The following is a 14,579-nucleotide window of genomic DNA, read 5'->3' as shown; positions in this document are numbered from 1 at the left end:
CGGTCCGGTCGCTCAGTCGCGGACGAGTTTGTAGCCGAAGCCGCGGACGGTCTCGATCCGGCCGGTTCCGATCTTCTTGCGCAGGCGCAGTACGCACAGGTCCACGACCCGGGAGTCCCCTTCCCAGCCGTAGTCCCAGACGTCGCGGAGCAGCCGCCGGCGGTCCAGTACGGTGCCGGGCGCCGCGGCGAACTCCAGGAGGAGGCGCAGCTCGGTCGGGGTCAGCGGGACGTGCCGGCCGCCGCGGTGCACTTCCAGACCGATGGTGTTCACGGTCAGGTCGCCGAAGACCAGCACGCCGGGGGACACCGCGCCGGTCCGGTCCGCGCGGGCGGGGGCGCGGGTGTCCGGGGAGGGGGTCGGCGGCGTGTCCGGCCCTTCGGGCCGTCCGAAGCTGGCGCGGCGCAGCAGCATGCGGATGCGGGCGACGAGGACGGCGGTGTCGACGGGTTTGACGACGTAGTCGTCGGCGCCCGCTTCCAGGCCGGCGACGACGTCGAGGGCGTCACCGCGGGCGGACATCATCAGGATCGGCACCGGGCTCTCCTCCCGGATGCGCTGGCACAGCCCGATGCCGTCGAGCTCGGGCAGCATGACGTCCAGGATCAGCAGGTCATGGGCGTCGGACCGGAATGCCTCCAGGCCGGCGAGGCCGTCCGCGGCCACGGCGACCTGATAGCCGTAGCGCTCCAGGAAGAGCTGGACGGAACGGCGGATGGCGGCGTCGTCCTCGACGACGAGGATGCTGACGGGGCCTGGTGCTCGGATGGCCGACCCACCACCGATCTGCTCATGGGCGGACATATGTTCTTCTTCTGTTCTTCGTCATCGTAGTCAGAGGGACGGGTGGGGCGGGTGGGGGTGGGACCAGTGGGACGGGTGGGGCGGTCACAGGCTGAGCGAGGCCGCGACGGGGAGGTGGTCGCTGCCCGTGGCCGGGAGCGACCAGGAGGAGGCGGGGCTGACCCCCCTGACGAGGATCTGGTCGATGCGCACCAACGGGAACGACGCCGGCCAGGTGAGGCCGAATCCCGCGCCCGCTTCGCTGTGCGCCGAGCGCAACTGTGAGGTCAGCGGGCCGAGCGCGGTGTCCTCGTTCGTCCCGTTGAAGTCGCCCATCACGATGACTCGGGGCAGCTTCTCGGCCCGCACGGCCTCGGCGAGATTCCTTCCCGCCTCGTTGCGGCGGGCGGTGGCGAAGCCGAGGGGGGTCACCCGCACCGACGCGAGGTGGGCGGCGAAGACGGCGACGGGGCCTTGCGGGGTGTCGACCGTGGCCCGTACCGCACGGGTCCAGGGCATGATCGGCACGGGTTCCGCCCGGCGCAGCGGGTACTTGCTCCACAGCCCGATGCCGAGGTGCACCGAGTGGTACGGGTAGGTCCCGGCCAGCTCACGCTCGTACGTGGGCGCGCTCTCGGAGGACAGCTCTTCCAGGGCGAGGACGTGTGCCCCGGACCGGACGAGGGCACGCGCGGTGCCTTCGGGGTCGGCGTTCGCCTCGTCCACGTTGTGCGTGACCACGATCAGGTCTCCGCCCTCGGAGCTCTTGTCGGCCACCACACCGTGGAAGAGCGATCCCCAGACGACCGCGGGCGCGATCACGGCGACGGCCGCGAGCCGGGAGCGTCGAACCGCCGCGCAGGCGAGCAGAACCGGAACGCTCAGCCCGGCCCACGGGAGAAAGGTCTCGAACAGGCTGCCGAGCTGGCCGGCCCCGTTGGGGATCTGGGCGTGCAGCGCCATCAGCAGGGCCGCGCAGAGCGCGAAGCCGGCGACCAGCCGTCCGCGACGGCCCGGGCGGGTGGGGGCGGGGGCGGGGGCGGGGGCTTCACGGTGGTCGGGGCCCTTCTGAGATGGGTTGGTGCCCTTCTGGGATGGGTCGGGGCCGTCCTGAGACAGGTCGGCGGGCTCCTGGGGTGGGTCGGCGGGCTCCTGAGACGGGTCGGCGGGGGCCGTTCGGGTGGTGGGACTGGGGCGGTGGGGAATGCTCGACATGAGAGTGGCCTCCGGCGTCACGTACACCGGGAATCGGGTACGGGCACAGAGTCGCGTGGGCACGCTTCCAGCCGACGCGATCACTGCTTCGAGCACCCCACGGCTTCGTTTCAGGCACGTATCGACCCGAGCCGATGGGGCGAGCAGGTGGGCGGGCGGGGCGTCGGCGAGTTCCCGAGCGCCCCGGCCCAGACCCGTTCCCCCAGGCAACCCGGCGGCAGCGAAGCGGCCGAACCCTCGTCTGCTCACCAAGCGCCTTTCCGCCGCGCCCTCCCGCCACAGCGAAACGCAGTCTCCGAGTGGTCCCCTCGGCCTGGGCCCTGTCTACCGATCGTCCCTCGGGTGATCGGATGAAACGCCTCCTTGCAGACGAGCGCTCATGTCAGACGAAGGAGGTACTGGCCCTCATCGAGGCCAGGTTCCGCGACCACCGGCCCTTCGAGGTGATTACCGGCATGCCGGGCCTCGGCATCATCCTCGGTGCCGAGTTCCTGGCCGCCACCGGCGGTGACATGGCCGTCTTCGGCACCCCCGACCTTCTTGCCGGCTTCAGCGGCGTCGCACCGGTTCTACGATCGCGAACGCGCAGAGGGCAAGCGACACACCCAAGCCGTCCTTGCCCTTGTCCTTACCTGCCGTCGGGTCAACGTCCTCTGGACCCTCCTCCGCGACGGACGGTGCTACGAGCTCACGCCACTGACGGCCGTCGCGGCTTGACAAGCGACATGAGGAATCACTGCCAGAACCACCCGACATCACCTCGGCCACCTTGGCCACCTCGGCCACCTCGGCCAAAGACACAGGGCCCCTGATAAGCGTGGCTAACGGTTTTCGCCCGAAAGACTAAATGGAACTTTCTGTTCCGGTTGGGGATGCTGGAGCTCATGCAGCCACGTCTCATTTCCTCCAGCTTCCTCGCCCTGACCGGCACCGTGGTCCTGTGGGCCTCGGCCTTTCCCGCCATCCGGGTCGGGGTCGACGGTCTGGGGGTCCAGGCCCTGTCGTTCCTGCGCATCGTGATCGCTGCCGTCGCCCTGCTGCTCGTGGCACCGTTCGCGAAGGTCCGCATACCCCGGTCCGGCGATCTGCCCATGATCGGCCTGTGCGGGGCGACCGGCATCACCGCCTACCAGCTCCTGCTCAACTGGGGCGAGGTAGAGGTGGCGGCCGGTACGGCCAGCTTGTTGATCGCGATCGTCCCCGCCTTCAGCGTGCTGCTGGGAAGCCTGGTCCTCAAAGAGCGGCTGAGCCGCGACATCGTCCTCGGCAGCGTCGTCGCGCTCGCCGGCGCGGCCGTCGTCAGCGTGGCCAAGGGCACCGGCGGGTTCACCGTCTCCGCCCTCATCGTCCTGGCCGCCGCCGTGGTCCAAGGGGTGTACCACGTCGCCACCAAGCCCCTGCTGCGTCGCTACACCGGTCTGGAGGTCGCCACCTACGCGATGGTCGCCGGCGCGGTCCTCGCTCTGCCGCTGGCCCCCGCCGCCTGGCACGCGACCCCGCTGGCACCGGTCGACGCCTTGGTCTCCGTGCTCTACCTGGGCCTGCTTCCCTCCGCGCTCGGCTTCGTCATCTGGGCGTACGCCGTCGCCCGGCTGCCGCTCGCCGCCTCCACCGCCGCTTTGTACCTGGTCGCGCCGGTGGCCCTGCTCGTCTCCTTCCTCTGGCTGGACGAAGTGCCCCACCTGATCGAGCTGGCCGGCGGAGCGGTCAGCGTCGCGGGAGTGATCATGATCAACCGGCGTGCCCACGGCCGTCCGGCGGCCCACCGGCCCGCGACCGCGCACGGCGAGAACACCCGCCGCCGTCCGCACCGCACCGTGAAACCCGTCCCCGGCCCCGGCCCCGTTCCCGTTCCCGGCCCCGGCCCGATCAAGGAGTAGACCGTGCTCGATGTACGACGCCTGCGCATCCTGCAGCACCTCGCCGCGTATGGGACCGTCGCTGCCACCGCGGAGGCCCTCCACCTGACTCCGCCGGCGGTCTCCCAGCACCTTGCCGCCCTCCAGAAGGAGGCCGGCACACCGGTGGTGGAGAAGCAGGGACGCACCCTGCGCCTGACCGCGGCCGGAGAACTGCTGGTGGCCCATGCCGAGATCATCCTCGCGGAACTCGCGGCGGCCGAGTCCGGTCTGGCCGCCCTGCAGAGCGGTCGGCGCGGCATCGTGCGGATCACCGCCTTCGCCTCCGCCGCCCGCACCCTCATCGCGCCCCTGTGGCAACGACTGGCCGACACCGAGACCGCGACCGAGATCGAGACCGAGCCCGTCCCGGAGCTGTCGCTGCGCCTGTCCGTGCAGGAACCCGACCAAGCCCTCGACGAACTGCACAAGCGCGCCACCGACCTGGCCCTGGTCCACAGCTACACCGTGCTGCCACGCAGTTTCCCCGCCGCCTACGAGCAGGCCCTCCTCATGGAGGAACCGGTGCTGCTCGCCCTGCATCCCCGCCAGGCCGGCGAGCTGGGTCTGCGGCCCGGCCGGCCGGTGGACCTGTCTCGCACGGCAGACATGCCCTGGCTCACGCCGGGACCGGAGACCTCCTGCTACGAAATGATCCAACGCGCCTGCGGCGCGGCCGGTTTCGTCCCGGACATCAGGGCACGAAGCAGCGACTTCGCCGTGCTGGCGGCCCTGGTCGCCGCAGGGGCCGGCATCGCCCTCATCCCCCGCATGGCACTGCCCGACGCCACCGGGCCCCTCAGCCTCCACCCCTTGCTCCACCCCGTCTCCCGCTCCGTCTTCACCGTCAGCCGCGCGGGAACCGGCAAGCGCCCCGACCTGCGACGCGTACGGCAACTGCTCCACGACTCAGCGGCAGCCGCCGGCACCAAGCGCCACGCATAGCCGGACCCGCGCCGAACCCGGATTGGGCCTGGAGGCCGGTCCCGGTCACGCGCCTTGAGCCGAGCGTGTGCCTTGCTCCGAAGCTTGTGCCTTGACCCGAGCGTGCGCCAGGGGTGGACATGCGCCGTGACGTGGAGTGACGCGCGCGGGCGAAGGGGAGCAACTTGGTCGGGGGCGGGGAACCCGTAGACACGGAGCCGCGGCGACCGAACGGCAACGGGAGCGTCACCCCCACATCACCGGCGTTCTCGCGGGCACGAGCTCAACGTCACCCCACCGACGAAACGGACTTCACCGTGACGAACGCAGGACCCGCAGAAACCGGGCGACGCCGCGAGGGCTCGCGCCTGCTCCTCCTCGTGGCCCTCCTCGCCGTCTGTTATGCCGTCGCCGCACTGGGCGCCCTGGCCACCGCCGACGCGGGCGAGACCTACGACGCGCTGGACCGGCCTGCCTGGGCACCGCCCGGATGGCTGTTCGGTCCCGTGTGGACCGTGCTGTACGGCACCATCGCCGTGGCGGCATGGCTGGTGGTCCGGAAGCCTCACGGACCTACGAGGAGCGCCATGGTCTGGTGGTCGGTCCAGCTGCTCCTCAACCTTGCCTGGTCCCCGATCTTCTTCGCCGCCGGCGAGTACGGGCTGGCCTTCCTCGACATCTGTCTCCTCCTGGTGGCCCTGGCGGTCACGATCGTCCTCTTCGCCCGCCACCGTCGTGCCGCGGCTCTCCTGCTCGTTCCCTACGCCCTGTGGGTGGCCTTCGCCTCGGCCCTCAACCTCGACATCTGGCTCGCGAACACCTGACGCTCAGGGCCTGTCCGGGCGGTCGTGCGAGTCGCTGAGCTCCCCTACGCGTGAAGGGGTGAGGGCGGTGGTGACGGCCGTTGCCAGGGTGCAGAAGGCCATGGACTCGGACTGTGCCGACGGAGCCGAGACCGTCCAGACCTTGGAAGTGCCGGCCAGGGCTTCGGGGTGCCCGAGTGACTCTGTCAGCGACTTGGTCTTCTGGCCGGAAGGGCCCGGATCCGACAGCCGCCCAGGTGGCCGGTCAGGCTTTGGAGTACCGTCCCATCGCACTGTGAGAAGACTCCGGGTCCGAAGCCGGATGACCGTGGCCGCTGCGGCGATGGGGCCCGGAAGACGTCACCACACCTGCCACATCGGGTGGCCACAGCCTGAGAGTTCTTGAGCTCGGTACGGGTGGCCCGCGCCCCGCCACCGCCACCGCCACCGCCACCCGCCGGCGCGCGCTACGCCCCCTTCGTGTGGTGTGCGGGTTGTTCGGCGTCTCAGTCGCTTGGGTCGCTGTTTCCGTGTGCCGAGGGATGGGTGGTGGCGTTCCGGCCCGTCCCGGTGGGGACGGCTTCGGCCCCCGATCCCCGGTTCCTGGTCCCCGCTCCCCGGCCCGCTGCTCGCGGGCGCTCCCGCCCTGGCCCCACGAGGGGGTGTCTTGCTCGTTGCTTCGGGGGGGCGACTGCGGGCCCGTCGAACGGTCGGGGTGTCGACGCCGCTGTCTTGGCCGTGGCCGTGCCGCGCGGGCCCGGTGCTACTTGAGCAGACGGGCCGCCTCCACCCGATGGAGGTGGATGACGGCGTCGTAGGACTGCGCGAGGCGGACCTGCGGGGCGTCCGCGATGCCGGGGTAGGTGGCGCCGATGTTCTTGACGGTGTGTGGCGTGGCGAGCCAGGTGCGGGCCGGCCCAGGAGCATCGCGCAGGTCCACCACGAAGTCGCGGTGCCTGACCCGGTCGAGGGTGTGCTCGGCGGTGCCGGGCGCGGCCGGGCCGACCGTGAAGTGCCGGACGGCGCCGTCCTGGCCGAAGGCGTTGAACGAGCCGTGGTCGAAGGTGAGGCCGACGCTCAGGTAGCCGCTGCCCAGTTGCTCGCGGAGGACTTCGCCCTGGACCTTCGGGTAGGTGCCGGGGACGTAGGTCCGGAGGGCGACGTGGCTGTTGTGGGCCGCGAGGGCGATCTTGTCGCCGGTCCGCCGCTGCCACCAGACGACGTTCTCCGCCATGAGGCGGTCGCGGTACAGCATGGCGTCGGCGATGGCGTCGGGGTCGTCCCAGTCGAAGGCGTACAGCGTGGTCATCTGGTGGATCGCGGTGGCGTGCTGGACGGCCCAGGCGTGCGCGTCGGCATCGGTGCCCGTGCCGGGCCGCTGCTTGAGCAGGTCCAGCGCCCGGCCGGTCCTCTCGGCGAGTTCCTTGCGCTCGGTTACCGGCTTCGACAGGTAGTCGTCGACGTACGTCCCGGCGCCGGTGGCGGGCCGCAGGCCCTGGTACAGCTCGGTGAGCCGTGGGGCGATTTCGGGGCGGGCCGTGGCCGCGTAGGCGTTCACCTCGTCGTACAGCTCGGCGCCGGCGAACCCTCCGTCGTCGCCGACGAAGCGGACCGGGTCCTTCGGGTGCCCGACGTTGTACGCGCGCATCCACTGGAGCAGATCGCGGTACTCGGCGTTGTTCCACCACCGGTAGGCGCCCTGGAACTCCTCGTCCATGATCTGCTCCAAGTCGCCCTCGCCGCGCAGCAGGTAGGCGTCGAGCCGCAGTCCGGTACTCCAGGGCACTTCGAGGGCGAAGGCCCGGAACCCCTTCTCCTCGACCAGGTACCGGAAGACCCGGTGCTTGACGGTGAGGAACTCGTGGGAGCTGTGGGTGGCCTCCCCCAGACCCACCACCCGGGCGCCACCGACCATCCGGCCGAACGGACGCAGGTCGGCCAGGCCCCCGCGGGGCTCGGTGGTGCGCAGCGGGTGGGCCACCCGGCCGAGGGCCCCCTCCGGGGAGCGGAAGGCGTCGGCCGCGGCCGCCTCCGGGCCGACGGGCACAGCGGCGTCGGCGAAGACCGGTACAGCGGGCGGGGCGGTGGCGAAGGCGGCCGGGGCGACGGCCAGGGCGGCACCGAGCGGGACGAGCAGGGCGGCGAGCAGGGTCTTGTGCGCGTTCATGTGCCCCACTCTCGCCGGGCGAGGACGTCCCGGACCATCCGCCGCACCCCCCGATCGACCTGGGGGTTAGCCCCATCCGTCGGTGGGCGGAGGACTGGGATCCTGGTCCCGGTCGTGAACGGGGCAGCAGGTAGGTTGACTTGCCTGAGCGCAGGGGGTACGGACGAACGGCGATCCCCCGCCGAGAGGGCAGCCGGCTCTGTCCACGCCCCTGCCGCCGGCGGTCATCGACGCCTCCGACATCCCCGCCCCCCGCCCCCGCGGGTCACCGGCGCACTCACCAGCACGAACAGCGGCCATCGCGACCCTCTACCGGCTCCTCCACCACTGCGCCGTCATCTCGGTCAGCGCCTCCATCAACAGGCGCCGACGGAACGAAGGATCAGGACTTTCCACCTCGCGATCGTCGCACGTCCACTGCCGACGAGGGGTCTGGCGGTCGAGCCGGTGTGACCGGGGTGGTCGGGGTGGTCGGGGTGGTCGGGGTGGTCGGGGTGGTCGGGGTGGTCGGGGTGGTCGGGGTGGTCGGGGTGGTCGGGGTTATCGACGGGCTGCCGAGGGCCGGTCGTCGAAGGTGATGCCGGAGGTGATCTTGATGGTGATGTCGAAGGCGTTCAGGGAGGTCTGCCCGTGCAGGGGCCAACGGGCCTGGCCTCGCCCCGTTGGGGTCCAGGGGCATGATCGCCAGGCGCAAGCCCGGCCGGTGCGGTTTCACGGAGGTCGTGCCAGAACCCGTTCTCGGTTCTGGCGCATATTCCATGAGAGAGCGGTGGACGAGTCTCATCTGATCGGCAGACTGGAGCGATGCGGATAGAGAGTGTCGTCAGGATCCAGGCAGTCCGGCTCGCCGTGACGGTCGGTGCAATCATCGTTGCCCCGGTTCTGTTGGTCGCCGGGACTCCGTTGCGGCGCCGCATGCTGCGCCGCTCCTACCGCGAGGACGGTCCGGGGCTCGTGAGCAAAGAGGACGGTTGGGTGAGCCCGGGGTACTTCGTCGTGACCAACGCGGTTGTCCGAGCCCTCTGCCGGCCGTCGGATTACGTACTCCGACGGCTTCGTCCTGCTTGAGCAGGACGGTCATCGGGCGGCGGTGAGAAGCACCCGTTTCCGGAGGAGTGGAAGCTTGGCGCGGCCGAACATCCGGCGTTCGATCATCTCGATGTGGTTGACGCGGCCTTCGACTGGGCCGGAGTTCCATCGGCTGGTCAGGCCCTGGACGACGGCGTCCCAGCCCTTCTCCAGGCCGGTGGCGAAGGAGTGGAGGTCCGGAAGTCCCTCGGCTCGCGCGCTGACGACCCAGTCCTTCAGGTGCTGGCCGGTGCGGGTGGAAAGGATCTCGGCGAAGCCGCGGACGAGGCGGTGGGCTGCCGCGAGTTCGGGGCAACGGGCAAGGATTTCGGTCAGCTGCTGGTCCTCCCTCTCCGATAGCCGGTCGGGGTGACGCATGATCCACCGGGTGACTTGCCGGGCCCCTGGCAGCACTGGCCGGACGACGCGGATGCGACGTCGGCGTCCTGGCCGCAGGTAGTCGCTGATGATCTGGTAGCTGCCGCGGTAGCCGAGAGACTGGAGCTCGGAGTGCAGCTGGATCGCGTTGGTGAGACCTTCTGCCCAGCGTTTGTCCAGGTGGGGCTTGAAAGGGTCGAGCTGGCCGGGCCGTGGTTGCCGCCGGCCACCGAGCAACTCCTCCGGGGTTGCCGCGCGGGCGCGTCACCGGACCGTGTCCCGCCCACGTGTAACTCGCGGGCGATCTCCCGGATGCCGTGGCCTTGGTCGAGGAGCGTATGGACGAGGGCGTGACGTGCACGGATACGGGCTTCGAACGGTGACATCTCTTTTGGCGGCGACTCTGTGCCCGGCACGTCACCGAGACCGGAGGCGGGTGACCGAAGGCATCCGTTGTGCCGGCGCACGCCTCGTTCCAACGCGGTGCCGAGGTTCTGCCACAGGTGAAAACGGTCAGCGACCTGGACGGCCTGCGGGGCCCCGGTGCGGGCGCCTTCCGCGTAGGAGCCAGCACGATCTCGGCAGATCACCTCGATGCCAGGATGCTCACGCAGCCATGCGGACAGGGTCCCGGCGCCCCGTCCTGGCAGCAGACCAAGTGGTTTGCGGGTCTCGCAGTCGATGAGCACGGTCCCGTAGTGCTGTTTGTGGCGAGTCGCAAATCATCGACCCCGAGCGCCTTGGGTACCTTGGGCACCTTCCAGGCTGGGTCAGGAAGCGCCATCAGCAGCCCCAGCAGCGTGGTCCGACTGACCACGCTGTGCAGGACCACGGCCAGCCGACGCCCGTAGCAGCTGTGCACACGATCCGACGGAATCTCACAGTCAGGGCACGAAGCATTGCTGTTAAGGGTCCTCGCCACAATGCGCACCACCCCGCACTCCGTGAGCACCCGCTCCGCCAGCACCCCGTTGAAGTGCGAAAACAGCACCGATATGAGGTCATCACACCGCACCACAGTCCCAGATGACGGCAGGTCACCGTGGCAGAACCCAGGTGATCGGCCTCACGGAATGTGGGCCAGAACGCCAAACTCGCGCACAAAGCCAACTGCCGGCCCTCGCGCCCGAGGACCGGCACTGTTTCCGTGAAACCGAAGCCTGGATCGCGGTTCCGGAAGCGTCACCGCTGCGCTCACTGGGGGGCGAGTGTGCCCTGTTCCGTCTCGTAGAAGGAGAGCCCCCGGCGGATGGCCTCGCGGGTGTACTTCATCGGCGCGAAGCCCTCGACGCGCATCTCGTAGTTCTCTGCCGCGTCGGGCACCTTGAAGGAGAAGTAGAAGTTGCACGTCTTGAGCGTGGAGCCACCGGCGTGACCTGCTCCGAGCTTCTGGGTACCCAGCGTCTTGCCCTTGTCGTCGGTCACGCGGACTTCTGCGCCGGCTTTGACCTTCGAACCCGCCGGGGGCGCGCACGGCTTCCCGATGTCGGGACCCTTGCCATCGGTGGACAGAAGTACGGTAATCCCCCCGCTGATGGCGAGACGAACGGCGGACGGCGTGGCAGTGGGCGCTGTCTTCTTCGGATCTTCCACCGTGCCGGAGCACCCGACGAGACCGATCATGCCCAATACCAGGCCGCAGGCCCACGACGTTCTCATATTTCCCCCCCCTTGTGACCTGCGGCGAACTGTTCCACGCAGGTAGCGTGCACCCTACACAGTCAGCGATCGGCGGGGTTCCGCGGAAGTTGGGCCAGAGGCCCGTTCTCGGTGTACAGAACCATGTCATCGAGATGGCCTTCGGCTGCGGAACCCCTGCCACGGCCACGTTCACGTGGACGCCGCCGGTCCTAGGATGTGGGGCATGAACAGGATCATGCCGGGACACGCAGGACGACGCCGATGACGACGCGGCGGACCCGTTGGCAGGAGGCGGGCAACAGCGGGAACTACGGCAAGCGGTTCGCCGAGCTCGTCTTTGCCGGCGAGGACATCGACGGGGAAGCCCGGCTCGCCGACACTCTCCTGCCACGCGGGGCCCGGGTGCTCGACGCCGGAGCCGGCATGGGCCGGGTCACCGCGGCTCTTCTGCGGCGCGGGCACGACGTGGTCGCGATCGAGCCCGACGAGGCGCTGGTCCGACAAGCCCGGGAGACCTACCCCGGGCTGCCGATCCAGGAACGCGACATCCTCGACCTCGGCCCCGACGACGGCCCGTTCGACCTGGTCGTCTGCGTGGGCAACGTCATGGTCTACCTGGCCGAGGGCACCGAGCGCGCAGCCCTGCGCGCGATGCGCGCCGTCCTCGGCGAAACCGGCCGGATCCTGGTCGGCTTCCACCTCCAGGACCGGCCCCCGCACGCCCACGCCTACACCGCGGCCGAGTTCGAGGCCGACCTCGCGGCCGCCGGACTCCGCGTCGATCTGCGGGCGGGCACCTACCAACTGCACCCCGCGGACGAGGCCTACGGCGTCTGGATCCTGAGCCGCGCCCAGGGCGACACCAGCAGCTGAAGCGCGTTGCAGAAGGGTGCGTCCGGGCAGGTCGGGACCGGTTGCGGTGCGGGACGACGAGGCCGATGTTGACGTGGGCGCCGTCGCCGGGCGCGGTCACGCCCTCGCAGACGTCGGCCGGGCCTGAGCCCCGCCATGCCTCGCGTCGGCGGGTGTTGCCGGGGACCGGGCGGGTGGCCGGTTCGACCGCGTACAGCGGCCGCAGCCGCTGGGTCGCCCGGCAGACCGTCGCCGGTGAGCAGCCGAACAGCGGCGCTAGCTGCCGCGTGGTGAGGTTCGTCCGGTACCGGTAGTAGACGGCCACCAGTAGCACCTGGTCGGCCAGTGGCAGACACCACGGCCGACACCCACCGGGACCGTTCCCGCCAGCCGAGGGGCTGCCCCCGCGGGCCGGGGAGCAGACGCCACCGCGTTCGGGGATGTGGTACGCCAAGGGCCTTCTCCTCCGCGGGGGGTCGTACTGCGTACTGTGCACGCCTCGCTTTGCGGGCCGGGGGGTCGAGGGGGTGGGCTGGGTGGCTGGGCGGGAGCGGGCGGGCGGCGGGTGTAGGGGGACGGCGGCGAGAAGCCGTGCGCCATCTGGTCCTCCCCTCCCGGATCAGCGTGGTACCGGTGCGCCGGCGGTGAGCAGGACGGCTGCGCGCAGGTGTCGGTACGGGTCTGTTCGATGGCGGGGGTGTCGGTGGTGAGGCCGGCGGTGCGGACCTGGCCGGCCGGACAGCCGAGGCGGGCGGGCGGCTGCCTGTTCGGAGGTAAGGATGGGTCCGTGGTGACGAGCTCGGTGGTTCGGGATGCGCGCAGCCGGGCCAGGCGTGCTGGACGGTGACGCCTGGACCTCGGAGGGCGGCGGTCACGGTGGCGGCCGTGACGGCGGGGTCGGAGCCGGGGAACGGCGCGGTGCGCGGCAGTGGCTGGGGAGGAGAAGCGCCCGGGTGCCGGCCGCCAGACGCGCCCCGGCCGTCTGCGTTTGGCGGTGGCCGTGATCGCGGTCCATGGTCCTCTCCGGGAGTTCCTCCGGCGGTGCGTCAGAAGACGTGCCTGGTTGCCGGATTCTGTGCGGTGGTCAGGAGGAGCGGCGGAAGGTGGTCGTGACAACGGATCACGTGCGCGGGTCGGTTGTGCCGCTCCAGTGCCGTTGACACAGGCAAGACGGAACGCTTCCGGAGGCGGAGGCGTTCCCGCGGGGCTCGCGGGGCCCGGCAAGCAGCGGCCCCGGCGGAAGGTCGGCGAGCCAACGGGTTGGCGGGCCAGCGGGAGAGTGGGGCGGCGGGACCGTGGGGCGGCGGGACCGTGGGGCGTGCGCTTCGAGGGTGTGTTCTGGGTCGAGGGGCGCGGTGTCCGTCCGCTGGCGGGTTCCGTGAGCGGGCGCTGACGGTCAGGCGGCTTCGTCGAGGGCGATGTCGAGCGCGCGGCGGGTGTCGGTGAGGTCCAGGAGGTGGGCGACCTGCCGGGTGAGGGGGCCGAAGAGGACGTGCCGCTGGGGGCGGTGCTGGGTGTCGGTCAGCTCGTGGACGAGGGCGGAATCGCCGAAACTCACGCCCGTCAGGTCCAGCAGCACCAGCTCGATCTGGGGGGTGCGCACCGCGTCGAGGGCTTCGTGCAGGCAGGGGACGGTCTCAGCGTCGAACGCGCCGCTCAGCAGGAGGGCGGCCGTGGTGGGGTAGCCGGAGGGGACGTAGCGGACGAGGGCGCCGCCGTGGGTCGGGCGCCAGGCGGGGGTGCCGTCGACGAGGTGAAGACGGGTGCGGGGTTCGTCGCCCTGGGGTCGGTCGGGTATCACAGGATGCGCCTCGATCCGTGAGGAGAGCCCTCCGGCGTGGTGCTCCCGCTGGCCTCCGCGGGATTCCAGGCGTCGAAGCCCGGTCTTGAGACGACATCGCCGCCGGCGGGAAGGAGGATCACCGGCGGTAACCCGGATCGGTCCGGTACCCCCACCATCCTCTTCTCCGGGCCGGAACGCACACTTCGCAGGTCAGGAGCGTGCGCGAGGCAGTGGTGGCGCCGGCTTCGCGGGTCCGGTCGAGGGTTGCGGTGTGGTGGGCGACGGCGGGCTTCGTGGGGGCGGCGGCCTCCGCCCAGGCCTGTATCGGTACCGATATCGGTACCGGTGCCCGGGAGCATCGCGGTAGGCGATGTGGGTGAGCTTGTGCTCCGCCACGAGACGGCGGGCGGGTCTGCGCGCGGCCTGATTCGCCGTCATGTTCTCCGCCTCCGGCAGCGGCGCCTCCCGACGGGCGCCCGCGGGCGGCCCCGCGCACCGGCGCGTGGAGCCGGGCGGCCATCCGCTCGGTCTCCTGGGGGCGGTACAGGAAGTCGGCGTGACGGTGGGAGGCGAGCGCTTGGAGGAGCTTCGCGGTGGAAGGGGGTACGGGTGAAGGCGGTGGTCAGGGCGTCGGCTGCGGCCCGCGCGCCACGAGCATGACGATCTCACGGACGGTTCGGGGAGACGGTTCATCGCCCTGACGCGCCCCCCGTCTCCTGCGCGCCCCCTCTCCTACGCGCTCCCTCTCCTACGCGCTCCCCGCCTCCTGCGCGAGCCCCCGCGGAGAAGCGCGGTCCCGTGTCCGAGCGGGCGGACCGCCGGCACCGTCACCCCGATCGCCGACGACGTCCTGCCGCCGCGTGCAACAGCGTCCGCTTGCCGGCCGTCTCCGTACATGCCGACAGGCCCGCCCGAGGGAGTCCTCCGGGGCGGGTCTGGCGTATTGCGCAGAGAGCGCCGGGCCTTGGGGCCGGTGGTGCCGCTGACTCCGGTTGCCGTGCCGAAGTCCGTTCCGTGGCGGACCGTGTCAGCCGGAGCGGCGGCTACGTCGCACTCCCCACACGGCC

The 14,579-nt window shown here is 71.0% G+C and carries 10 protein-coding genes and 3 pseudogenes; 5 read left to right on the top strand and 8 right to left on the bottom strand.

What is annotated here, in order from left to right; genetic code table 11:
* Nucleotides 1-12: 12 nt before the first annotated feature.
* The gene (gene cseB, locus ACF1ED_RS34780) at nucleotides 13-804 is read right to left on the bottom strand and encodes a two-component system response regulator CseB (RefSeq protein WP_391767351.1); all 792 of its coding nucleotides are present in this window, start codon (nucleotides 802-804) and stop codon (nucleotides 13-15) included.
* 84 nt (nucleotides 805-888) lie between these two features.
* Nucleotides 889-1,998 (bottom strand): endonuclease/exonuclease/phosphatase family protein, encoded by a 1,110-nt coding sequence (locus tag ACF1ED_RS34775; protein WP_391767350.1) that lies wholly within the window; start codon nucleotides 1,996-1,998, stop codon nucleotides 889-891.
* 401 nt (nucleotides 1,999-2,399) lie between these two features.
* Here ACF1ED_RS34775 and ACF1ED_RS34770 point away from each other — a divergent pair.
* The 4 genes and pseudogenes from ACF1ED_RS34770 to ACF1ED_RS34755 form a co-directional block, all read left to right on the top strand.
* A pseudogene (locus ACF1ED_RS34770) lies at nucleotides 2,400-2,715 on the top strand (transposase); the annotation flags it as partial.
* Nucleotides 2,716-2,882: 167 nt separating this feature from the next.
* Nucleotides 2,883-3,878, top strand: coding sequence for a DMT family transporter (locus ACF1ED_RS34765; protein ID WP_391767349.1), 996 nt, complete (start codon nucleotides 2,883-2,885; stop codon nucleotides 3,876-3,878).
* A 3-nt stretch (nucleotides 3,879-3,881) separates the two neighbouring features.
* The gene (locus ACF1ED_RS34760; protein WP_391767348.1) at nucleotides 3,882-4,841 is read left to right on the top strand and encodes a LysR family transcriptional regulator; all 960 of its coding nucleotides are present in this window, start codon (nucleotides 3,882-3,884) and stop codon (nucleotides 4,839-4,841) included.
* Between the two features lie 296 nt (nucleotides 4,842-5,137).
* Entirely contained in the window at nucleotides 5,138-5,644 is a 507-nt protein-coding gene (locus ACF1ED_RS34755) for a TspO/MBR family protein (protein ID WP_391767347.1), read from the top strand.
* A gap of 742 nt (nucleotides 5,645-6,386) precedes the next feature.
* Here ACF1ED_RS34755 and ACF1ED_RS34750 read toward each other — a convergent pair.
* From ACF1ED_RS34750 to ACF1ED_RS34735, 4 genes and pseudogenes are all read right to left on the bottom strand, one after another.
* On the bottom strand, nucleotides 6,387-7,790 hold the full coding sequence (locus tag ACF1ED_RS34750) for an erythromycin esterase family protein (RefSeq protein WP_391767346.1): 1,404 nt from the start codon (nucleotides 7,788-7,790) through the stop codon (nucleotides 6,387-6,389).
* Between the two features lie 1,077 nt (nucleotides 7,791-8,867).
* Nucleotides 8,868-9,473, bottom strand: a complete 606-nt coding sequence (locus ACF1ED_RS34745) for a transposase (RefSeq protein WP_391767345.1) — start codon at nucleotides 9,471-9,473, stop codon at nucleotides 8,868-8,870.
* A 281-nt stretch (nucleotides 9,474-9,754) separates the two neighbouring features.
* A pseudogene (locus ACF1ED_RS34740) lies at nucleotides 9,755-9,925 on the bottom strand (ISL3 family transposase); the annotation flags it as partial.
* Between the two features lie 505 nt (nucleotides 9,926-10,430).
* Nucleotides 10,431-10,661 carry a hypothetical protein gene (locus tag ACF1ED_RS34735; RefSeq protein WP_391767344.1) on the bottom strand — a complete coding sequence of 77 codons (231 nt, stop codon included), beginning with the start codon at nucleotides 10,659-10,661 and terminating at the stop codon, nucleotides 10,431-10,433.
* 477 nt (nucleotides 10,662-11,138) lie between these two features.
* Between ACF1ED_RS34735 and ACF1ED_RS34730 the strand changes: the two genes are divergently transcribed.
* Complete coding sequence (locus tag ACF1ED_RS34730; RefSeq protein ID WP_391767343.1) at nucleotides 11,139-11,750, top strand: class I SAM-dependent methyltransferase; 612 nt, start codon at nucleotides 11,139-11,141, stop codon at nucleotides 11,748-11,750.
* Nucleotides 11,751-11,984: 234 nt separating this feature from the next.
* On the opposite strand, the pseudogene ACF1ED_RS34725 reads toward ACF1ED_RS34730, so the two are convergent.
* Together ACF1ED_RS34725 and ACF1ED_RS34720 are read right to left on the bottom strand one after the other, a co-directional pair.
* Nucleotides 11,985-12,093: pseudogene (locus ACF1ED_RS34725) on the bottom strand (transposase family protein); the annotation flags it as partial.
* A gap of 1,032 nt (nucleotides 12,094-13,125) precedes the next feature.
* Nucleotides 13,126-13,530, bottom strand: coding sequence for an STAS domain-containing protein (locus tag ACF1ED_RS34720; RefSeq protein WP_391767342.1), 405 nt, complete (start codon nucleotides 13,528-13,530; stop codon nucleotides 13,126-13,128).
* Between the last annotated feature and the right edge of the window lie 1,049 nt (nucleotides 13,531-14,579).

Origin of the sequence: Streptomyces sp. NPDC014656 (assembly GCF_043084305.1) — a bacterium.
Lineage (GTDB): Bacteria > Actinomycetota > Actinomycetes > Streptomycetales > Streptomycetaceae > Streptomyces.
This window is presented reverse-complemented; position numbering and strand designations above follow the sequence as displayed.

Coding starts and splice junctions, on each gene's coding strand:
- ACF1ED_RS34765 (WP_391767349.1), top strand. CDS start 2,883: ATGCAGCCACGTCTCATTTCCTCCAGCTTCCTCGCCCTGACCGGCACC.
- cseB (WP_391767351.1), bottom strand. CDS start 804: ATGTCCGCCCATGAGCAGATCGGTGGTGGGTCGGCCATCCGAGCACCA.
- ACF1ED_RS34775 (WP_391767350.1), bottom strand. CDS start 1,998: ATGTCGAGCATTCCCCACCGCCCCAGTCCCACCACCCGAACGGCCCCC.
- ACF1ED_RS34750 (WP_391767346.1), bottom strand. CDS start 7,790: ATGAACGCGCACAAGACCCTGCTCGCCGCCCTGCTCGTCCCGCTCGGT.
- ACF1ED_RS34730 (WP_391767343.1), top strand. CDS start 11,139: ATGACGACGCGGCGGACCCGTTGGCAGGAGGCGGGCAACAGCGGGAAC.